The organism is bacterium (assembly GCA_016716565.1).
In the GTDB taxonomy this organism is placed as follows: Bacteria; Bacteroidota; Ignavibacteria; order Ignavibacteriales; family Ignavibacteriaceae; genus IGN2.
Genome location: JADJWC010000002.1, coordinates 407,213 through 429,570 on the forward strand (window position 1 = coordinate 407,213; position 22,358 = coordinate 429,570).

Below are 22,358 nucleotides of genomic sequence, written 5' to 3' on the forward strand. Positions count from 1 at the left end.
AGGTTTTGATGAAGTAGCCCAAAAGTGATACCCTCCTCCTGCCCTCTCAAATTTTTTTTTGAGAGGGCATTCTATAATCTGTTAACTGAATACAATTGTAGGATTTGTCCCAAATCATCAGAATTGAGCACTATAATGTTATAAGGTTTAATTATCACATAAGGAAAAATTAAATGTTAAAGAAATTATTTTTTTTATTGAACGTCGTTCTTTTTGTTCCATTTAACTATGCATACTCAGAGAATATTAATATTCTGCAAAATGATTCAATCACTGAATCTCAGGCTATCCAGAAAGCAAAACAATTAATTTCAGGAACTGTTATAAAGACCGAATTGACAACGCATGATGGAATAAATGTCTGGGAAGTTTACATGGTTACTTCTTCAGGTGGAGAATTGAAGGTAAAGTATAGTTTAGATAATGGCACAATGGTTGAGTTAAAGGGGACTTCTCCTTCTTTTGAGTATGAAGTTCAGTCCGGAATGAATTTAATTGAATACTCTACTGCTAGATCTGTCGCACTCAATACAAAAACTGGCGACATCAGCGAATGGAAACTTGAAAAAGATGACAGCGATAACAGATGGGAGTACAGATTTTTTATTTTAAGTGCCAGACAAAAATGGGAAATCCGAATCGATGCAACCACAGGAGTTATACTAAGAATTAAGTAATTTTAGTGAGGCTTTTAATAAATATTGAGCGATGGAAGTAATTATTGAGAACATATTAGCGTATTTGCTGGCAATCAGTTTTATTGCTTCTCTTTTCTATTTTTACATCAAGCGTCATAAAAAGCATACCCAAAGCACAAAACGAAAAATTGCAAAAGCTAAAGAATCAGGTTTTCACGAACCTGTTTCTCTCCATCCTGTAGTTGATCCGGATATTTGTATCGGTAGTGCTGCCTGTGTTGCAGCCTGTCCTGAACACGATATCCTGGGAATTGTAAATGGTCAGGCGACAACAATTAATGCTTCGAGATGTGTTGGACACGGAGCGTGTTTTCATGCCTGCCCAGTTCAGGCAATCACTCTCTGCATAGGTACAGAAAAAAGAGGAGTTGAACTTCCTCATATCAGCGAAGAATTTGAAACTACAATCCCGGGAATTTTTATCGCCGGTGAACTTGGTGGAATGGGTTTAATCAAAAATGCCGTTGAACAAGGTAAACAAGCGATGAGTTATCTATCTTCAAAAATTGGAACGAGGGGAGATGCTCATTACGACGTTGTGATTGTTGGAGCAGGACCTGCCGGTATTTCTTCTACGCTGGAAGCTGTTAAAAGAAAATTAAAATATGTAACCCTTGAGCAAGACACTCTTGGTGGAACAGTATCAAATTTTCCAAGACAAAAAATTGTAATGACCTCCCCAATGGATTTGCCGCTTTACGGTAAATTAAAACTTTCCGAAACATCAAAAACAGAATTGTTGAAAATCTGGAACGAGGTGCTCTCAAAGAATAACGTTACCATAAATGAACTTGAAAAAGTAGAAAGCATTGAGAAACAGCAGAATATCTTCATTGTAAAAACAAATAAAAATCATTATTCAACTAAAACTGTACTTCTTTCAATTGGAAGACGGGGTTCTCCGAGAAAGCTGGATGTTCCCGGTGAAGAAAAAGAGAAAGTTTCTTATCGACTTATTGAACCTGAGATGATCCATAACCAGAAAATACTGGTAGTAGGTGGTGGTGATTCAGCAATAGAAAGTGCTCTGCTTCTTGCTGATGAAAATAATTTCGTTACACTTTCGTACCGCAGTGATTCATTCTCGAGACTAAAACCTAAGAACCTTGAACGGATAAATAAATATTCTAAGAGTGGGAAAGTAAAAGTTATTCTTAATTCAGAAGTGATCGAAATACTTGATACCAGCGTACTTCTTCGGGTATCCGATAGAACTGAAGCAGTTGTTGTCGAAAATGATCTTGTGTATATTTTTGCAGGTGGTATTTTGCCCACAAAGTTTTTAGAGGAAATAGGAATAAAAATCACGAAAAAATTTGGTGATGCTATCCTGAAGCACTCATAATTTCAAGGAATAAAAATCTTTAGACTTTTTACATACTTTTTCTTTTTGGTTTCGTCTATTCAATTGATTGCCCAGATCTCTCCCGGCGATCTTACAAGTTTTCATGCTGATCTTGAAGGAATAAGCAACTGCACTAAATGTCACGAGCTTGGCGAGCAGGTTAGCAATTCAAAATGTCTTGATTGTCATACTGAAATTAAAGCAAAAATGAGTGCAGGTAGTGGTTATCATTCCAGCTCAGATGTTAAAGGGAAAAACTGTTCAAGCTGTCATAGTGAGCATCATGGAAGAAATTTCCGGATTGTGAATTTCAAACCTGAGTCATTCAATCATGATAAAGCAGGTTTCAGTTTAACAGGTAAACACAAAAACACAGAGTGTAAAGATTGCCATAAACCTGAATTCATTTCCGATACAAAACTTAAAAAAAGGAAAAACACATATCTTGGTTTGAATCAAAATTGTTCGACCTGTCATGAAGATTACCATCAAAAGACTCTTGGAGAAAATTGCAATAATTGCCACAACACAGAATCATTCAAACCCGCGGTCAAGTTTGATCACGCTAATGCAGCATTTAAATTAACTGGTGAACACCTTCAGGTTGATTGCGCTGGCTGCCATAAAATGGAAACAAAGAACGGAAAGAAATATCAGGCATTTAAAAATATTCCTTTTCAAAATTGTAATTCGTGTCATAAAGATGTTCATCAGGGAAGTTTTGGGCAGAACTGTTCCAGTTGTCATGTAACCGCGAGTTTTAAGCAAATCAACAACTCAATGTTTGATCATAGCAGGACAAAATTTCCTTTAGTCGGAAAGCATAAGTCTGTTAGCTGCAACAATTGCCACAAAGCACCTTCTGGTTACAAAATGAAATTTGATTTATGTACCGACTGCCACACGGACTTTCATAAAGGACAATTCATCGTCAATAATGTCACGCAGAATTGTTCGGACTGTCATTCTGAGAATGGTTTCAGACCTTCATTATTCACACTGGACAAACACAATAAATCACGATTTCAACTTACAGGTGGACATTTAGCCACACCTTGCGAAAGTTGTCACTATCAACAAAACAACTGGCATTTTAAAGGCATCGGAGTTGATTGTATTAGCTGCCATAAAAATATTCACGAAAATGAGCTAATTGCGAAGTTCTTACCAAATAATGATTGCCGAGAATGTCACCAAACGGAAAGTTGGAATACTATAGAATTTGATCACAACAAAACGGAATTCCCTCTTTTGGGCAAGCATAGCTCACTTAGCTGCGGATCCTGTCATCGCCAGAATAATGGTGAGGCTATTGCAATCGTTTTCAGTTCGATTAAGAAAGAATGTGAAGCTTGTCATAAGGATGTTCATTATTCACAATTTAGAGTGGATGGAATTTCAGATTGCAGCCGTTGTCATACATTTGATAATTGGAAGCCTGAAAAATTTGATCACAACATAACGGAGTTTAGTTTAGAAGGTGCACATCAAAAAGTTGATTGTGCACGTTGTCATCCAAAAGTAGAATTAAACGGGAATACTTTCATCAAATTCAAATTAGAAGATTTTAAATGCGCTACCTGCCACAAAAAATAGTTTTGGCCTTGCTACTCGTAGTATCTGCATTAGCACAATCACCGCACGGTGATGATTTTGATTACGATTGCGAACTCTGCCATGAACCAACCAGCTGGAAAATTGACGTAAAGAAAGTCAGGTTTGATCACAGCATAACTAGTTTCGATCTAGTTGGACAGCATCAAGCCGCAGATTGCAGAAGTTGTCACTCAAATCTTGAATTCTCAAAAATTAATTCCGACTGCGTTTCCTGTCATACTGATTTACATCAGGGGACAGTTGGAAAGGACTGTTCAAAATGTCATACGCCAAAAACATGGATGGTTGAAGATATAAATGGTCTTCACCAAAAAGGAAGATTTCCACTTGTTGGAAATCACCTGACTGCTGATTGCCAATCCTGCCATACTCGTTTTGTAGATCTCTATTTTGAACCATTGAATACTGATTGCTTCGCCTGTCATGAACAAGATTACAACGCTACCCAAAGCCCGAACCATTTAGCCGCTAATTTTTCCAAGCAATGTGAAGATTGCCACAATGTTACAGCAACATCATGGTCAACAGTAAATATTGTTCATGATTTTTTCCCACTCACGGGTGGTCATGCTATCTCTGACTGTTTCGAGTGTCATGAAACCGGAGGTAATTTCACTGGACTTTCACAGGAGTGTATTACTTGCCACGAAGATGATTACAACAATCAGGAAAACGATCCAAATCATATAGCCGCAAATTTTTCAACAGACTGCAGACAATGTCATACAATTAATGGATGGTCTCCTTCTTCATTTGATCATGGTTTGACTGCATTCCCGCTCACCGGGGCACACATTAATACAGAATGTTCATCCTGTCATTCATCAGGATTTACAGGAACACCAACTGATTGCTTTGCTTGTCACGAGGATGATTTCAACTCAACTCAGGATCCTAATCACGTTCAATCGAACTTCCCGACTACTTGTGCAGTATGTCATAGCACAACAGCGTGGGAACCGGCAACTTTCGATCACGCTCTTACTGCTTTTCCGCTTACAGGAAAGCACATTACTGTTGACTGCCAGGAATGTCACTCAACTGGTTACACAGGGACACCTACTGATTGTTACTCCTGTCATCAGGAAGATTATAACACGACTCAAGATCCGAATCACGTATTGAAAGGTTATTCAACAAATTGCACTGAATGTCATACTACAAACGGCTGGGATGAAATTATTAATTTCAATCACAGCATTACGCAGTTCCCATTGACAGGTGCACATATTTCTACAGATTGCAACCAATGCCATCAGCAAGGATATACAAATACCCCAACTGATTGTTACCTATGCCATACTGAAGATTATAATAATTCTACGAATCCAAATCATGCCGGTGCCGGTTTCCCAACAACTTGTATTGATTGCCATACTACAACTGCCTGGGTTCCTTCAACATTTGATCACGATGGACAATATTTCCCAATTTATACAGGAGAACATGCAGGAGAGTGGAATTTATGTGCTGACTGTCATCAGGTACCGAATAATTTTGCTGTCTTTACTTGTATAAGCTGCCATGAACATAATCAGATAGAAATGGATGATAAGCATCAGGGTGTTCAAGGCTACCTTTACGAAAGTAATGCTTGTCTATCCTGTCATCCCGATGGAACTAAAGGAAATGCATTTAATCATAGTAATTCTATTTTTCCATTAACTGGTGCACATACAACACTGGATTGCCTACAATGTCATCAGAGTGGATATTCAGGAACTCCGACGCAGTGTCTTGCTTGCCATCAGGATCACTATAACAATACTACAAATCCAAATCATACTTTACTTTCATTGCCGACGGATTGCGAACAATGTCACACTACCAACCCGGATTGGCAGCCGGCAACATTCCCAATTCATAATCAATATTTTGAATTGCTCGGTGCTCACGCCAATATTACTAATTGCACTGATTGCCATAATGGAAATTATACCACGACATCTAATCTCTGCAATGATTGCCATAACGATGCATACACCAATGCGTTAAATCCAAATCATGCGGCAGCGGGAATACCCACTGAATGCGAGCAGTGTCATACTTCAACTGCATGGATACCATCTACCTTCAATCATATTTCAACCGGATTTGAATTACTTGGTGCGCATACAACAATTCAGTGTTCAAATTGTCATCAGGGTGTAATTACCGGATTAAATTCTGCTTGCATTTCCTGTCATCAGGATGATTTTAACATCGCCCCAAACCATGTTGCTCAGGGATTTCCGACAAACTGTGAAATGTGCCACAATTCTATTTCGTGGAATCAGGTAACATTTGACCACAACGCAACAAACTTTCCGTTAACGGGTGCTCATATTAGTGTTGATTGTTCTAGTTGTCATGAATCCGGTTTTACAGGAACTACAACAATCTGCTACGATTGCCATACAAGTGATTATCAGCAGAGCACGAATCCAAGTCATACTGCGTTATCATTACCAACGGATTGTTCTCAGTGCCATACTACAAATCCGGATTGGCAGCCAGCAACTTTTCCAATACATAATCAATTCTTTGAATTGCTGGGTGCTCATGCAAACATTACTGACTGTGCTGATTGCCATAATGGTAACTATACAAATACACCAAACACTTGCATTGGGTGTCATCAGAGTGAGTATAATGGAACTAACGATCCGCCTCATTTAGTACTTAACTTTTCTTTTGACTGTTTAACTTGCCATAATATGAATGGATGGACTCCTGCTAACTTCAATCATTCATTCTACCCGATTTCAGGTCACCATAACAATGTTAATTGCAATCAATGTCATTCGGAGGCAAACTATCAGCCACAGTGTTTAAGCTGCCATATGGATGATTTCCTTGAAGAGCATGATCCGGGAGATCCTACTAATTGCTGGAATTGTCATGATACTTTTGATTGGAGTATTGGAGCCAAAGTAGACGGATTAAAACAATTAAATTAAAAATGACTCGAAATATTTTTTACATACTAGTTTTGTTCACTGCTGTTCAAATTTCTGTTCAAGCACAGAATAAGAACTTGGTTACCGGCCAGATTAGTTATATCTCAGCACAAAATATTTATGTTAAATTTTCAAGCACAGATGGAATTGAAACCGGCGATACGCTTTTCCTGAAAGACAGAAATAATTATCTGCCAGCTATCATAGTTGATCACAAATCATCAACGTCGTGTGCAGGAGTTTCTATTACTAACAGGAAACTGGAATTAAACACAATTCTGTATGCATTTATCTTCGAGCAGAAAACTGAAGACACAAGTAACGCTGATGTAACTCAAGAAACTTTAATTGCTCCTATTGTAGTTCCACCGGTTGCTTCAGAAGACATAGTTACAAAAACTTCTTTGGAACCCATTCCAACTCTTTCAGGAAAACTATCTGTTCAGTCATACTCAAATTTTACGAACAATCAATTCAGCTATGATTATCAGAGATGGCGATATACTTTTCAATTGAGTGCAGACAGGATTGGCAGTTCGGGATTTTCTTATACTCATTATCTGAGTTTTGCCTATCGTGCCGATGACTGGAACAGGATATCTTCAAACTTTTCAGAAGCACTTCGGGTTTACGATCTTGCTGTGAAGTACAATTTTAATGAACGAACTTTGCTTTGGCTGGGACGACACATAAACAATAAAATTTCAAATATAAGTTCGATTGACGGACTTCAATTTGAAACAGGCGTAGATGAGTGGTCATTCGGGGCCGCTGTTGGCTCAAGACCGGACCTCAACAATATGGGCTATAATTTTAAGTTGTTTGAATATGGTGCTTACCTGAACCGGGCTGATCTGCTGGCAAACGGTGATATGCAAAATACTCTCGGCTATTTTGAACAGACTAATGATTTTAAAACTGACAGAAGATTTCTCTATTACCAGCATTCCAATTCTGCGATTCAGAACACTAGGATCTTTCTTTCAACCGAAGTTGATCTTTACAAAAAAGAAATGGGCGAAAGCAAAACTGATTTTTCACTTACAAGTCTTTTCACTTCAATAAATATTCGTCCGAGCGATTTCTTTTCCATTATGCTTTCGTATGATGCAAGAAAGAATGTAATCTATTACGAAACATTTAAGACATTGGTTGACAGTATAATTGAAAATGAGACCAGACAAGGATTCAGAACACGACTAACCATAAAACCTGTGCAAAATTTATATATCGGTGGAGATTACGGTTACCGATATCGCAGAGGTGATCTGAAACCATCAAATAATTATGGCGGATATATTACTTACTCAAGAATTCCCGGGATCGAAACCAGTGCAACTGTTTCATTTAACAGGTTGAGTAGCAGCTATACTGAAGGTGATATCTGGAGTACAAATTTGAGCAGACCAATTGTCTTTGGATTTGATATAATGTTAGGTTATAGATTTACCAGTTACAAATTCAGAACGGGCATTGAAGAATTAAAGCAACACTCCGCTTCAATAAATCTGAACACATATCTGTTAAAACCTGTACTACTTAATTTAACATATGAAGGAAATTTTGAAGACACGAGAACCTCGGGAAGATTTTTAGCCAACCTTACTTATAGATTTTAAACTACTATTTAGTAGAGATGACATCCGGTAATTGCCGGATGTCATCTCTTTAAACCAAACTAACATTACTTAAGAAGAATCATCTTCTTTGTCTGAACAAAATTATCAGTTATAATTGTATAGTAATAAACTCCTGCCGATATATGATTTGCATTGAATACAACTTCATAACTTCCAGCTGATTTTTCTTCATTAACCAGAACTGCAACTTCATTTCCTAAAACATCATAAACTTTAATTGAAACAAATTGTTTTTCTGCAACAGCATATTTTATTGTTGTTGACGGATTGAATGGATTAGGATAATTCTGTTCTAGCACAAATCCATTTGGTGCAAGATTGTCAACAGAAACTATATCACTATAAGCATATTTACCATTGAAGTCGATCTGCTTCAGTCTGTATTCAAGAGATGAAGCATTTATTCCAGTGATATCATCTTCAAAAAGGTAATATGCCGGCTCGGTTGTAGTTCCTTTACCCTCTTTGAATCCTATTAGCATCCATTCTGCAACCTTACCTGTAGTAGTACTTCTTCGATAAATTTCAAACAGTTGATTATTAGATTCAGTTGCTGTTTCCCATTCTATTAAAATCTTTGAACCTTTATTGATTGCAGTAAAGGATGTCAGCTCAACAGGAACATTACCTTCATCCATTGTTAGAGCTTTAATACAAAGATTTGCACTTCCAGCTGATCCTGGGAATGCTGGATCTTCGTAGTAATACGTATCCATCCACTGTGAACCATTCCAGTAAAAACTTTCGTTAGGATTTGAAGTGGAGTTTACGATTGTTAAATATGAATCCTCCACCAGCAAAACTGGTACTTCGGAAGTTCTGTCAAATGGTTGCCCACCTCTGGAAAGACTGAGATAAACATAAAAATCATTTCCTGCATTCAACAACAGAGGATCTGTAATATCAATTGTATAGAACCCGGTATATTGTATGTAACCTGATTGTGAAAGTAATTCATTCTGCAGTTGTCCACTTTGAAATGTATCATATACTTTGAATGTATAATTGACACTATCCGCAGCAACGAAGAAACTAACAGATTTGAGATATTCATTTGATTCAGCAGCGAATGCATTGAATCCCTCATTGCAATCTGTTTTCGTTGCTCTCCATCCATGATAATCGTGGTAGTAAATGTGATCATACTGCTGCGGCTCAACATCTTTGAATGTGACGGCTCCCATTTCAATATTTTTTCCACAGTGCTTGTCGTAATAGGAAATCCAAAAATAACCGCTTAATCCCCAGCCTGCACCCCAACTGTTCTTTACAAGCCAGGCACCGGGTAATGGAGCTTGAGTTACTTTGTTATCATCCCATCCGACAATTGATACCGCATGGTTCGGATCCTGAGTGGAAGTAGGCGGCTGATAATGAATATAATTCTGAATGAATGAACTTGCATAACACATACAGGTTCCCATTACTCCATAATCCATTATCATTTGTTTGAGTGTATTTATGTTGCTGAGATCTGAGTAAGTATTAAGCCAGTATATTTCTCTGGGATAATAATAATGCCAGCTTGTATCAGATCTTGGCGGCGGTGTACTGTATGATTGTCCATCAATATCTCTTACAGCACCCTCACCTCTTGATAAATATGCAGAAGCAACTCTATAATCTCCGCCTTCATGAACAACAAGTCCGTTACCGGTAGGCGGATCAAGATCTTCGTTAAAGTACTGATTAAATCCATTCCACCAATCCAGGTGATATTCTGCAAGATTTGGTTCACCTGTTTCGCCATTATTTGCCCAGGCTCCGGTCATAAGAAGATTTCCTTCCATTGCAGCCATTGTACCGTGAGTCCAGCAGGTTCCACCTTGCTGGGATTTTACAGATGTTACATAGTTAACACCCCCAACATTTCGTAAATCATAAGTAGCTGGAGGAGTTTGTGCGAACGAAGATGAAACATACACAAACAAACACATCAGCATAAAAACTGAAATAAATTTTTTCATTTGAACCTCTTGTTTTTATTAATTGGATGATATGATTTAAATGAAAATTTCTGAAAAAGTTGTAGTCTTCCGGAAAAGCAGAACCAGGCAGGTACATTAACGTGAGATTCTGTTAGGAACGCATTTTTAGTGCGAAAAAAAATATCAGACTTTAAGTCTGTCAATCCCCTAACCTTTGATAATAATGATTACAATGTAAACTTATTCAATTCTCGCATTAAAAACATGGAAAAATTTTTCAGGATAATTTTTAGTATTTCCTATTTTGATTATAAAAAATCTCACGTTAAGTTTAATCAGTTCTTTCAAATGTTTACGGTGTTCCCGCTTCGAATATGGAGTAAGGGAAATTATAGGGAAGTCCGGTGCAAATCCGGCGCTGTCGCGCAACTGTGAGAACAATTAACAATTAAAAATTTACAATGAACAATTTCCGCATTTTTAATTGTTCATTATTCATTGTTAATTGAAATAAGCCAGGAGACCTGCCGTAAGTGTAACTTAATCAACCTTCGCGAGAATCCCGAAAAGGGATAAAGAGGTTAGTTAAACGATGGTCTCTTATTCATCCTTCGTTTTCTTTCAACTTTTCACCCGCGAAGTTACTTGCTAAAACCTTTTAATAAAGGAGTAACTTCTATGGTAAAAATAAAATTCTTCTTTCTATTTGCTGTCTTTATTCTGTCGGCATCACCTTTTGCACAAAATAATATCGTGCAAAAAACTGATTCATCCGGATACTATAAATTGACCGATGTTGTAATTTCAGCTACGAGAACAGCTTCCAGTACACTTGAGCTTGCTAATTCTATTTCAACAATCGATTCATCGGAAATTGTAAATAAAAATTCATTCAATGCTTTTGATGTATTAAGAAATGAATATGGAATGAGCTTTTCTCAGCAAGGTACGAAAGCTTCAGTTTCAAATGTTTATATGAGGGGTGCCAATTCCTCTCATACACTTGTATTGATTGATGGCGTTGAAGTCAACCTGACGGATGATCCTTCAAACTTTTATAATTTTTTTAGTCTCCCAACTGAAAACATTAGCAGAATTGAAGTGCTTCGGGGACCTCAAAGTACACTTTACGGTTCGAACGCACTTGCCGGAGTAATTAATATTATAAGTGCTGTTGGAACAACCAAACCTGTTTCCAGCATCAGTGTTGAAGGAGGAAGTTACAATACATTTAAAGGGACATTATCATCACTTGGAAAGGTCGATGATTTCAGCTACACGGTTGGACTGAGCAGGATAAAAAGTGATGGATTTTCTGCAGCTTCAGAAAAATATGGCAATACCGAAAAAGACAGCTATCAACTTGATAATATCAGTTCAATTCTGGGCTATGATTTTTCAGATAAATTTAAAACTGATATTGTTATCAGGTATAACAAATCAAAATCCGATCTTGATCAGTCACTCGGTTCACCGGAATTCTGGGATGATCCAACGTACGTATTCAACCAGCAAGAATTTATAATCCGTGCTCAGGGAAGGTTAGGCCTTTACGATGATATGTGGAATCAGAAATTCGGGATTTCATATTTCAGTAATGTAAGAGATTACTCTTTTGATTCTTCAGCAGCAAGTGCATATCAATCGTGGAGTAACTATGATGGCAGAAGATATAAAGCTGATTGGCAAAATGATATTAGCTTTTTTAGGAATAATCTTATTACTGCCGGATTAGAATTTGAAGTCGAAGATATGGAATCCGAGTATTATTTAATCTCGAGTCTTAATCCGCCTGACTTTGCAAGCATTATTCCGAAGACAAATGTAAATACCTTTAGTTTTTATTTGCAAGATCAAATTAAAGTAAGTGAAAGTTTCTTTGGAACGCTTGGAATCAGGCTTGATCAGAACAATCAATTCGGGAGTGCGTTTACATATCGGATCGCTCCCGCATACATATTCTGGCAAACTGGCACAAAGTTAAAAGCAACTGTCGGAACCGGATTCAAAGCACCAACACTTTTTTATCTCTATGATCCACTTTATGGTAACACTGAACTGGAACCCGAAAAAAGTTTTGGCTGGGATGCTGGTGTTGAACAGTTTTTCTGGAGTGAGGGATTTTCGATCGGTGCAAATTATTTTTTCAACAAGTTTGATGATATGTTTGGCTTCGACCCGATTACATTTAAATCAATTAACATTAACAAAGCGCAGACAAATGGAGTTGAAATCTTTACGAAGGCAATCCTGACGAGCGAAATAGAAATCAAAGCTAATTACACGTACACAAATGCAATTGATAAAAGTGAAAACACGGTCGATTTCAACAAAAAACTTTACAGAAGACCGGAACATAAAGCTGGATTGTTTCTCAGCTATTTATTTTCAGAAGATCTGAATGCAAATGTCGAGTTAATTTACGTCAGTAAGAGAGAAGAACCTGATTTTGTGAATTATCCTTCACGGATCATAGTACCTGATTATTTACTTGTAAACTTTGCAGCACATTATGATATACTTCCATTTATCAGACTTCAAGGCAGAATTGAAAATTTACTCGACAAGGAGTATGAAGAAATATATGGTTTTGGAACAGCTGGATTTTCTGTTTACGGCGGAATAAGTCTGAAAGTACAGTAATATTCAAATCATATTAGATAATAAGAATGAATATAACTTTGACCTTTGGCTTTTGACATTAAAAAATAAACTTTATCTTTGAACAATTATAAACTGAAATTATTTTCAAAAAAATTTTAGAAAGGAAACAAATATGAGCAGGATAACACCAAAATTCTGGATACTTACTTTAATGATTTTTGCTGCTGCATTTGTAAGATTACTTCCCCATCCGCCTAACTTTGCACCAATTGCTGCTATGGCATTATTTGGAGGAGCATACTTCAATAAAAAATGGGCGGCGTTTCTTGTCCCGCTTGCAGCGATGTTTGTTACAGATCTGATCCTCGGTTTCCACGAGACCATGTGGGCAGTCTATTTAAGCTTTGCACTGATTGTTGTTCTTGGAATAACAATGCTTAAGGAGAAGAAAGTAGGTAATATCTTTTTTGCATCTGTTATTTCGTCAGTCAGCTTTTTTATCATAACAAACTTTGGCATCTGGATTTCAACAGGATATTATGAAAAGACCGGTGCTGGATTAGCTGCTTGCTATACTGCAGCAATTCCTTTCTTCCATCAGACATTGTTGAGCGATTTATTTTTTGTTGGAATTTTGTTTGGACTTTATCATTTAGCCAAACAGAAATTACCACAGTTGGCTGAAATAAAAGCTTAAAAATCAGGCGGCGGTTATGCCGCCTTTCTTTTTCTCAATGAACTACAAACCTTTACTAATTGATTTTGATGGCGTTCTGAAAATTGGAAATTCCCCTGCTTCAGATGTAGAGGAATTTTTTCAATTCATCGAAGAGAATAAAATCCCTTCATGTATACTAAGTAATTCTACTCTAAGAACCGGTGAGATGGTTAAAGAATTTTTTGCTGGTAATAATATTGAACTTAAAATTCCTGCTATCACTGCATTCGATGCAACTCTATCTTTCGTTAAAAGGAATTATAACAGAGTACAAGTTTACTGCCGCGATTATCTGATTCATCACTTTGAAGGAATGATTGATGTGAAAAATCCTGAAGCGATTGTCATCGGTGATATTGAGGACAGATGGAATTATCAGATAGTAAATGACATCTTCAAAAAAGTTTCTGCTGGTGCAGACCTGGTCGCAATGCACAAGAATAAATTCTGGAACCCTCACGGTGAATTACTGATTGATGCAGGTGCTTTCATCACCGGGATAGAATTTGCTTCGGGCAAAGATGCTATTGTGATTGGAAAACCATCACAACATTTTTTCAAAGAAGCCCTCGAAAATATAGGTCGTAAAATAGATAATGGATTTTATATGATTGGAGATGATCTTGAAAATGATATTATTGCTTCACAACGGATTGGCGGAACGGGAATTCTCATTTACACCGGGAAAACTAGATTTCCTTTCAATAATTCTATTAATTTAAAACTAGATTTTGAAGCACACTCATTGAATGATGCAGCTTCAATTATACAGCGGGAATTTCGGCATTAGCTTTTTGAATCTTTCCCCTTCTCAAAGCATACTTTACAATTCGTTTCAGTGCCTGAGCATAGCTCATTCCTGCATGCGCAGCAGATCTCATAAATCCTGCACCTTCCGTAATGTCAGGATTTGGATTTACTTCAAGCACATAAAGCTTGTTTTCTTTGGAGAAACGCATGTCAACTCTTGCATAATCTCTGCAGCTCATCACTTTAAATGCTTTAAATGCAATTTCTTTAGCTCTCTTTTCAATTTTTTGCGGAAGCGGTGCAGGGCAGATCGGAATTGTTTTATGATATGATTCGTGGTGCGGATCCCACTTAGCCTGGTAACTCACGATATTATGTAAATGATCAGGCATTGCTGAAAAGTCAATTTCACTTATTGGTAAAACGCGAAGTCTTTTATCACCCATAACCGCAACATTTAATTCCCTGCCTTCAATAAACTCTTCAACCAAGGCAGGCTGATTGAAGTGCTTTAATACATATTCAATCCTCTTTCTGAGTTCTTTGCCATTCTTGACTATCGATTCGTTTTCAATGCCGACACTAGCATCTTCAAAGGCGGGTTTAACTAATAGCGGATATTTAAGCCGATGCGGATACTTCGTTGATTTCACCTGAACTATAAAAAATCGAGGGATTCTAATCCCTGCTGAACTTAGCAACCTTTTAGCAAGTATTTTGTTTTGACAATTAGCTAGACCCATAGCTGGTGCGCCTGTATAGGGTATGCCTATCAGTTCATACAATCCTACCACATTCATCTCTAGTCGTGGATTATCCTTGTAAATTTCAACAAAATTAAAGATGACATCCGGTTTGTCCTCTTTGAGATGTTTAAGTAAAAGGTCGAGGTTATCCTTAATATTCAACGTATAAGCATTAAAGCCGACCGAAGTAAGCTTTTGAGCAATATAATCATACTCCTCCATTGGAGTCGTTTTATCAACCTCAAAATAAGTCTTAAATTCAAGTTCCTTAGGCTCCGGCTCAGATGTTTTACGGTACATTTCCGGCTGGGCTTCATTGTAGATGACTGCTACTTTTATTTTGGGTCTTCGCATGTCACAAATTTAAAGATATTTTTTTTGGAATAGAAGAAATAATGCTGACTAATTCATTCTGATTAATTAGATTTGAGCCCTGAATAATTTAGATCATGAGCTTCTACCCTCAACCAAATAAATACCAGTGTGGACCGTTCGCATTAAAGTATGCTCTTGTAATGCTTGGAATTTTTACGAGCGAGAAATCAATCGCAAGGAAAGCAGGCAGCTCCTGGTGGCATGGAACTGATGAACTTGGATTAGAAGAAGCTGCAAAATTTTACGATTGCAGATTTAAATATTTCCGTCGTGAAGTCGGACAGGATGCAATTAAAGTACTTATCCAGCATTTGAAGAGAGGATTTCCATGCATACTTAGTGTTGATAAATGGGGTCACTGGATTACAGTTATTAACTGGCAGCAGGGAAAATTTATTTTGATGGATAGCTCAAAGGATAAAGTCATCCAGATATATTCAGCAAAGCAGTTGATAAGCAGATGGAAGTTTATTGATCCTGATGATGAGTTTAAAAGCTTCGATGGCTATGCTCTGATTCCAAACTTCAAACCGAGAACAAGAGCAAAGTTTACTCTTGCGAAAGCAAGATATGTAATGCAGAAAAAAAATTCAGAACTTGCCAAACACTGGGATACTTACTTCAATGATTTAATTTCGATATGCAAACCGAGAACGGCAACATCAATTCATACAATTTCATTCGGTGAGTTTTTGCGAAGATATGAAAAGATGATAATCGAAGAAGTTGTTTACTGGCATGGAATTCCAACCTACAATGAGCTGAGAAAAATTGTCGACAAGATGAAGTTTATTGCAGATGTGTATAACCTGATCATCTACATTGATGAACACAAAAAGGCTTTGGTGGATATAACCAGTCTTTTAATGATGTATGCCTGCGGTAAATATGGGATGGAAAAAATTTACGCATAATCTTTAATCTAAAAATGAGTGAAGTAAAACGATTCAGCAAATTACTTAAAACTGAAACATCAGCACTACTGATAATAGATATTCAGGAAAGAATCCTGCCGGTTATTAATAATTACCAGATGGTTGTTGATAATACTTTAAAGCTCATCAAAGGATTCAAAGTTTTAAGTTTACCGATTTACTACACAGAACAATACCCAAAAGGACTTGGTCCAACGACTAAAACAATAACCGATGAACTTGGAGGTTTGAAGCCATTCGATAAAATGTCATTCAGCTGCTCAGGTGCAGGGGAATTGTTCAATGAATTCAAAAAGAAAAACTTAACACAAATAATTGTATGCGGGGTCGAATCTCACGTCTGTGTTCAGCAAACAGTTTTAGATTTAATTGAAAACGGATTGCAGGTAAACCTCGCTGCCGATGCCGTTTCATCACGTAAAGAAATTGATTACCGTACTGCTCTCGATCGAATGAGACATCACGGTGTTGAAGTGACGACAACAGAGGCAATCCTTTTCGAACTTCTGAATGTCTGCGGTACTCCCCAGTTTAAGGAGGTTTCAAAGATTGTTAAATAGTATTTCAAAGATTAGCCGCATTCCACAAAGCACTCACTAACCAGCCTTCAACTTTTTCATTAGCAACTGTTAAATTTTATAACAGCAAAAAAAAATTGCGATTTGCTATGATTTCTGAATGCACTTTGTAATTTTTACTATAAATCACTCAAAATCACACAGTATTTCCACACCTTCATAATTCACAGATGGCACACGGCTTGCCATAACTAGATGTTGACAAGTAAGTTTAAAATGAATTGAACAAACAGCCGATTGAATAATGCATCAGTAAATACTCACCCAATTGTGGAAGAAGCCCTAAAGAATTTTTTCGACAAATCTTCCAGAAAAGAATTCGTTGATAAGCTTTTCATCGATACAATTCAAAAGGACATTGCGAAGGAAAGTGCGAAGGATCGAATTGTTGATATCAGTACTTCTTCCCAAACACGTTTCCAGATTGATCAGCTCATCACTTTTGCTGAAACCAGAATGGATGAAGAAAAGTATATTCAGTTTTTAATTCATATAGGTCAGCACACAATCATTGCTGGTGAAAACCCAATCGCACTGGAAATCCATGAAAAACTAATTCGACTGTGTAATGATAAAGTTGAGATGGCAGATATCAGAGCAAACGCACTTCTTTCAATCGGAGAAATATACAGTCGTCAGGCTCAATGGGAATTAAGCATCAGCTATCTCGATAAATCAATTAAGATTTTCAGAGATGAAAATGACACAAAAGGAAATATTCATTGTCAGAATATTCTCGGAACAATTCACGGTGATCAGGGAAATCTGAATAAAGCGAAAGAGCATTTTGAGAATGCACTAAGTGCTTTGCAGGAAGTTGATGATATTGCTCTTATCGGAACTATCGAAATTAATCTCGGCATAATCAATAATATGCAGGGTAATTATAATGAAGCTCTGTCATACCTCAAGCGAGCACTTTTGAATTTCGAAAAAGTTGGTGACATCAAAAGAATAGCTGAAATAAAACAAAACCTCGGAATGGTCTACACTAAGAAAAAGGAATACTCAGCAGCAATAAATGAATTTAATGAGAGCATCGAGCTTTCAATCCGTTCAAGCTATTTACAAAACCTTGGAATCGCTTACATCAATAAAGCATTTGTTTATCTGCAGCAAGGTGATTTCGATTTTGCAGGAGCTTTTGCAAATAAATCGATGGAAATTGCTAACAAGATAAACGACAAATTATCAATTGCTGAAGTTTATAAGATTAAAGGAATAATTAGCAGACATAAAAACAATATTGATGCTTCCGAAAATTCACTACTAACTGCTTACAGACTGAACAAAGATCTGAACAATCAGCTTAATTTAGCAGAGGTTGCCTGCGAACTTGGAATTTTGTTCAAGAAAAAAGGTGAGCGGGCTACAGCAGATAAATATCTCAACGAAGCCCTTGGGTATTTTAAGAAAATAGATTCCAAAGCAGATATTTCCTATCTTGAAAGGTTGATGGCTGATTAGGATTTTATTTTACTACTTTAGTTCCAGCCTTAAATAACCTTCTCGAAGAAAAAACAAAGAACTAATCAAATCGATAATAAAAAAACCTGCCCATTGATTGAGCAGGTTAAATGAAATCTTAATTTATTTTAATAACCTGACATCGCTGAAAGCAAACTCAAGCCAAAAATAGCCATAAATACTGCAGTCAGAATTGCAGCAATTACAAAGTATACTACTAACAGAATGATTATACTCACAATAAGATAACCAACTTTTTTATCTTCGGGTGTTTTCATAATCGGTGACAGTCCAAGATACATTAAAAATAAACCATACAAGCCGATTAATCCTGCAAGCCATCCAATGGTAGGTAAAATATTTAGTATACCTGCTATCCAAACCGGTGTCATTGAATAAGCAACGAGTTGAACAGCTCTACCCATGTTCTTTTGAGAACCAAAACTCGGTGCCAGCGCATCTATAACAAATCCAGCTATCAGAACTGAAAGAAATGCATTAATCAACTGGACAAGTCCCATAGCTATTCCATAGCTAAATGAGGTGAATCCAAGTATTCCTATTACACCCCAACCGATTATAGCTGCAATGGTCGGAATCAATGCCAGAGGCAATACATAACCAAAAAGAATTTGCTGAATATTAGGTTCTTCTGCAGCAACAGCATCCCATTCTGTTTTGGGAGTTATGATAATATTTTTTGCCCGCTCCACGAGGTTCATAAAACGCTCCTTTTATGTTGATGAATTTGAAAGAGAAAATTATTATTCGCTTACCGGATTTGCTTCCCGCATTGATTCCAGTTTACCGATATCTATTTGATCCAAAGCTGATTTAATTTCATCCATTGGAACATTATTTCCATTAACTGAAACCATAAATCTTCCCGACACTAAAACTTCAATGCTGCCATATTCTCCCTGGCTGTCATATTTTTCATATGCTTTATGACCTTTGTACTTGATAGTTTTCTCATAACCGGTTTCAGACTCTTTATCGATATCAGCCATCGCCCAACCCCAGGCAGCGATTCCTGCAAATCCTGTCGCACCTGAAATATCAGTAATTTCAATATCAATTCGTTTTGAATAATCCCCATTGTTATAATCTGCTTCGGCTTTAGAGACAGTAAATCCCATTGCTCCTGTTTTTTCACCTTCAGCATTTGCTCTTTTCTAATCACCCAGTGATTCGGGTAGCAATGCTTTCAGATCTCTGAAATCAACAACATCGTACTTTTTTCCTTCTTCATATCCTTTCTGGACTTCTTTCATATTATCAACAAAATCGTCAAGACCTTTTATGCCGGTCTTTTCTTCAGACTCATTTTTTTGTTGTTCATTTGGTTGGTTATTGTCTCCTTTTCCGCAGCCGGCAAGAAACAATATTGATAATAAAAACAGACAGGAAATAAATTTCCACATGATGAGACCTCCTATTAATTAAAAATTAGTTTGTTGGTCAAAGGATGTTTAGCCCTCACAATCCTCATCTAAATCTTCTATAATTAAAAGTATCCTTTTAGATACTCTATAAAACTTAGTAAAATTAGCTGTTGGAAACAATAGTTGTTCAATCCTTTTAGCTGATGAGTGTATCAATATTTAGAACGAATATTTAATTCTTGCGTAAAATGAAGTTCCGAATTCACCATACTGAGTTAATGATTCCCCTTTAAAAAAATTAGTTATTAAAAACAGATCGAGATTTGTAATTACTGAATAGTTTATTGATGGAACTATTACGAAAGATTTATCATCGGGATTAAATATTCCGTAAAGTGTTCCTCTGAGCAAGGGTGTGATGTCATATGAAAATTCCTGATACAGAGACCATCTCGCCGCCGAAAGCATTCCTAACGAAAGTGCTTCTTCCTGGAATAAAAGTGTGTTGGATGTTTTTCCATTATTGTTATACAGAATTTCTGTATGAATGTAAAAAGTGTTTGGGAAAGTATAATCTCCCGATAGTGCCATTGAAACAAGCGGCTTATCCCAGGACGAAATTGATGATTCACCGGACTGCATATAAATTGAATTTGTATCCGGCTCATTTGGTGCCTGGCTTACAAGAATCTCTCCGCGAAAACCTGCATCAAGAACATCCCCTGCCCAGCTAAAACCAGTAAGCCATCTTTTAAACCTTACTCCTGCAATAAGATTAAAATCATAGTTCCATTCATTCAAGCTCCAAAGTCCTGCTAAGATCTGGTTATTAGGATCCTTTGCCGGCTGATATGCAACATCGAATCTTGTAACAGGACCAGTGTAATACTGAAGTCTGACTGCATCTGTTGCGGGTAGTTCTTCATAATCAAAATTCAAAACATTACGTGGATTAAAAAGATCAGTCGGATTCCAAACCCAGCAGGTTCCCCATGCTACTCTTTGTCTGCCGAGTGTTGCTTGTAAGTTATCTTTAATATATTCAATCCATATTCGGTCCGCTTCAATATACCCTAAAGACTTTTCTGATTCCCAGAGGATTGCATCGAGCTCAGCAAAATCGTGCTGTGTTTGAATCAGTTCACCAAAGTCAGGAATCCTTTCAACTGATTCACCATAAAATGCCCTGAATCTTATTTCTAAAGCAGCGGTTAAATTTTCGATTGCATACCATTTAGTATTTAATCGAAGATGAATTAAGTTGTCATTTAATCGATCATCAATTCTGGGAATTTTAGAAGTGCTGAAGAGATATTTTGCATAGCCATTATATTCAAATGGAGATAGCTGTGCAAAAGACATATTAATATTAAACAGCATTATAAGAATTAACTTATTTTTCATTTTATTTTTTCTTGATTGGTCTAATGATTATGTCTGGATAAATATATCAACCGTTAACTAATCAAGATTACTTATTTCATTTCCGTTTCACTTCATCCTTCTCAACCATACCATCATGTAAAGTAACAACGCGATAAGCTCTGTCAATTACTCTCTGATCGTGAGTCGAAAAAACAAAAGTCATATTAAAATCTTTATTCAGCTTTTCCATCAAGTCCAAAAGTGAATCCGCTGCAGCTGAATCCAGATTTGCTGTAGGTTCATCTGCAAGAACAAACGACGGTTTTGATGCAAGTGCTCTCGCAACAGCTATTCTTTGCTGTTGACCGCCTGATAGTTCAGAAGGCTTGTTGTCTATTCTGTCACCCAAACCAACTGCTGTCAACAATTCAATTGATCTTTTTTCTCTTTCTGATTTACTAATCCCTTGCAAAAGCATAATGAACTCGACATTTTCTTTTGCTGTAAATACGGGGATAAGATTGTACGCTTGAAATACAAACCCGATATGATGAAGTCTGAAATTAACAAGCTCGTCTGGTTTGTAGGTTGATAAATCAACATCGTCAATCACAACACTGCCCGATGAGGGATTATCTAATCCACCAACAATGTTAAGTAATGTGGTTTTTCCTGAGCCGGATGGACCAACAATTGCAGTGAATTCACCGATTTCGATTTGAAGATTAATTTCATTCAATGCTTTAACAGGAATGGCTGTTCCATCATAGATTTTTGTTACCTTATTTATATGAATTAATGACATAAATACTCCTAATAATCATCAGCTTCGCAACCGGCATAGTGCAAAGCGATTGCTATAAAGTTTTTTTGAAATTTGTAATCATTCTGCATTCTTTATCAAGTTTATCTAAGAGTTCATTTAATTTTTCATTCGTTATTAGTTTTCTTCTGTTAAGAACTATCAAAATGTTTGCATCTTCAAATGTCGATCTTCTTGCTACGTTTAAGAAATATCCAAATTCTTTTTTAAAGGTTGACCCAGATCCTTCCGCTATATTATTTGAAATACTCAAAGCTGCATCTCTTAATTGCTCTGCAAATTTAAAGAGATGCTTTCTTTCCAGCTCATCAGCGATATCAAGTAACTCATCACCAATTTCGATTGCCAGTTTCCAGATTTCCAAATCCTGAAATCTAAATTTCGCCACTATTTCCTCCATTTTTATTTTGAATATTTTGTCGTTCTCTCAGCGCTTTGCTCTTTG

Annotated in this window: 19 protein-coding genes and 1 riboswitch; of the genes, 11 read left to right on the forward strand and 8 right to left on the reverse strand. The window is 36.8% G+C overall.

All coding sequences use genetic code 11. The features are described from left to right. The first annotated feature begins 173 nt into the window (after positions 1 to 173). From IPM14_08590 to IPM14_08610, 5 genes are read left to right on the forward strand one after another with little or no spacing between them, the layout of a single operon-like run. On the forward strand, positions 174 to 677 hold the full coding sequence (locus IPM14_08590; protein ID MBK9098153.1) for a PepSY domain-containing protein: 504 nt from the start codon (positions 174 to 176) through the stop codon (positions 675 to 677). A gap of 31 nt (positions 678 to 708) precedes the next feature. Further along, a complete protein-coding gene (locus IPM14_08595; protein ID MBK9098154.1) occupies positions 709 to 2,043 on the forward strand; it encodes an NAD(P)-binding domain-containing protein in 1,335 nt (444 codons plus the stop codon). Positions 2,044 to 2,100: 57 nt separating this feature from the next. Beyond that, positions 2,101 to 3,639: a cytochrome C gene (locus tag IPM14_08600; protein MBK9098155.1), complete on the forward strand. Its 1,539-nt coding sequence runs from the start codon at positions 2,101 to 2,103 to the stop codon at positions 3,637 to 3,639. Beyond that, positions 3,615 to 6,599: a hypothetical protein gene (locus tag IPM14_08605; GenBank protein ID MBK9098156.1), complete on the forward strand. Its 2,985-nt coding sequence runs from the start codon at positions 3,615 to 3,617 to the stop codon at positions 6,597 to 6,599. The genes IPM14_08600 and IPM14_08605 overlap by 25 nt, the downstream gene beginning before the upstream one ends. A 2-nt stretch (positions 6,600 to 6,601) precedes the next feature. Further along, positions 6,602 to 8,218 carry a hypothetical protein gene (locus tag IPM14_08610; protein ID MBK9098157.1) on the forward strand — a complete coding sequence of 539 codons (1,617 nt, stop codon included), beginning with the start codon at positions 6,602 to 6,604 and terminating at the stop codon, positions 8,216 to 8,218. Between the two features lie 65 nt (positions 8,219 to 8,283). Here IPM14_08610 and IPM14_08615 read toward each other — a convergent pair whose 3' ends face one another. Next, entirely contained in the window at positions 8,284 to 10,206 is a 1,923-nt protein-coding gene (locus IPM14_08615) for a T9SS type A sorting domain-containing protein (GenBank protein ID MBK9098158.1), read from the reverse strand. Positions 10,207 to 10,505: 299 nt separating this feature from the next. Beyond that, a riboswitch (cobalamin riboswitch) is annotated at positions 10,506 to 10,714 on the forward strand. A gap of 131 nt (positions 10,715 to 10,845) precedes the next feature. Between IPM14_08615 and IPM14_08620 the strand changes: the two genes are divergently transcribed. The 3 genes from IPM14_08620 to IPM14_08630 all read left to right on the forward strand — a co-directional run bounded on the left by IPM14_08620 (position 10,846) and on the right by IPM14_08630 (position 14,279). Further along, entirely contained in the window at positions 10,846 to 12,810 is a 1,965-nt protein-coding gene (locus IPM14_08620; protein ID MBK9098159.1) for a TonB-dependent receptor, read from the forward strand. A gap of 133 nt (positions 12,811 to 12,943) precedes the next feature. Further along, a complete protein-coding gene (locus IPM14_08625; GenBank protein ID MBK9098160.1) occupies positions 12,944 to 13,468 on the forward strand; it encodes a hypothetical protein in 525 nt (174 codons plus the stop codon). A 16-nt stretch (positions 13,469 to 13,484) separates the two neighbouring features. Then, positions 13,485 to 14,279, forward strand: a complete 795-nt coding sequence (locus IPM14_08630; GenBank protein MBK9098161.1) for an HAD hydrolase-like protein — start codon at positions 13,485 to 13,487, stop codon at positions 14,277 to 14,279. On the opposite strand, the gene IPM14_08635 is transcribed toward IPM14_08630, so the two are convergent. Further along, the gene (locus IPM14_08635; GenBank protein ID MBK9098162.1) at positions 14,254 to 15,339 is read right to left on the reverse strand and encodes an ATP-grasp domain-containing protein; all 1,086 of its coding nucleotides are present in this window, start codon (positions 15,337 to 15,339) and stop codon (positions 14,254 to 14,256) included. The genes IPM14_08630 and IPM14_08635 overlap by 26 nt on opposite strands. Positions 15,340 to 15,434: 95 nt before the next feature. Here IPM14_08635 and IPM14_08640 point away from each other — a divergent pair, with 95 nt between their 5' ends. The 3 genes from IPM14_08640 (at position 15,435) to IPM14_08650 (ending at position 18,340) form a co-directional block, all read left to right on the forward strand. Further along, positions 15,435 to 16,274 carry a hypothetical protein gene (locus IPM14_08640; GenBank protein ID MBK9098163.1) on the forward strand — a complete coding sequence of 280 codons (840 nt, stop codon included), beginning with the start codon at positions 15,435 to 15,437 and terminating at the stop codon, positions 16,272 to 16,274. Positions 16,275 to 16,288: 14 nt separating this feature from the next. After that, positions 16,289 to 16,855, forward strand: a complete 567-nt coding sequence (locus tag IPM14_08645) for a hydrolase (GenBank protein MBK9098164.1) — start codon at positions 16,289 to 16,291, stop codon at positions 16,853 to 16,855. Between the two features lie 255 nt (positions 16,856 to 17,110). Further along, a complete protein-coding gene (locus tag IPM14_08650; protein MBK9098165.1) occupies positions 17,111 to 18,340 on the forward strand; it encodes a tetratricopeptide repeat protein in 1,230 nt (409 codons plus the stop codon). 128 nt (positions 18,341 to 18,468) lie between these two features. On the opposite strand, the gene IPM14_08655 is transcribed toward IPM14_08650, so the two are convergent. The 6 genes from IPM14_08655 to IPM14_08680 all read right to left on the reverse strand — a co-directional run bounded on the left by IPM14_08655 (position 18,469) and on the right by IPM14_08680 (position 22,313). Then, positions 18,469 to 19,062, reverse strand: coding sequence for a YIP1 family protein (locus IPM14_08655; protein ID MBK9098166.1), 594 nt, complete (start codon positions 19,060 to 19,062; stop codon positions 18,469 to 18,471). Positions 19,063 to 19,104: 42 nt separating this feature from the next. Then, positions 19,105 to 19,479 carry a hypothetical protein gene (locus IPM14_08660; GenBank protein MBK9098167.1) on the reverse strand — a complete coding sequence of 125 codons (375 nt, stop codon included), beginning with the start codon at positions 19,477 to 19,479 and terminating at the stop codon, positions 19,105 to 19,107. 36 nt (positions 19,480 to 19,515) lie between these two features. Beyond that, a complete protein-coding gene (locus IPM14_08665; GenBank protein ID MBK9098168.1) occupies positions 19,516 to 19,764 on the reverse strand; it encodes a hypothetical protein in 249 nt (82 codons plus the stop codon). Positions 19,765 to 19,944: 180 nt separating this feature from the next. Further along, positions 19,945 to 21,129: a hypothetical protein gene (locus tag IPM14_08670; protein MBK9098169.1), complete on the reverse strand. Its 1,185-nt coding sequence runs from the start codon at positions 21,127 to 21,129 to the stop codon at positions 19,945 to 19,947. A gap of 76 nt (positions 21,130 to 21,205) precedes the next feature. Further along, a complete protein-coding gene (locus tag IPM14_08675) occupies positions 21,206 to 21,895 on the reverse strand; it encodes an ABC transporter ATP-binding protein (GenBank protein MBK9098170.1) in 690 nt (229 codons plus the stop codon). Between the two features lie 52 nt (positions 21,896 to 21,947). Continuing rightward, the gene (locus tag IPM14_08680; GenBank protein MBK9098171.1) at positions 21,948 to 22,313 is read right to left on the reverse strand and encodes a four helix bundle protein; all 366 of its coding nucleotides are present in this window, start codon (positions 22,311 to 22,313) and stop codon (positions 21,948 to 21,950) included. Positions 22,314 to 22,358: the final 45 nt, after the last annotated feature.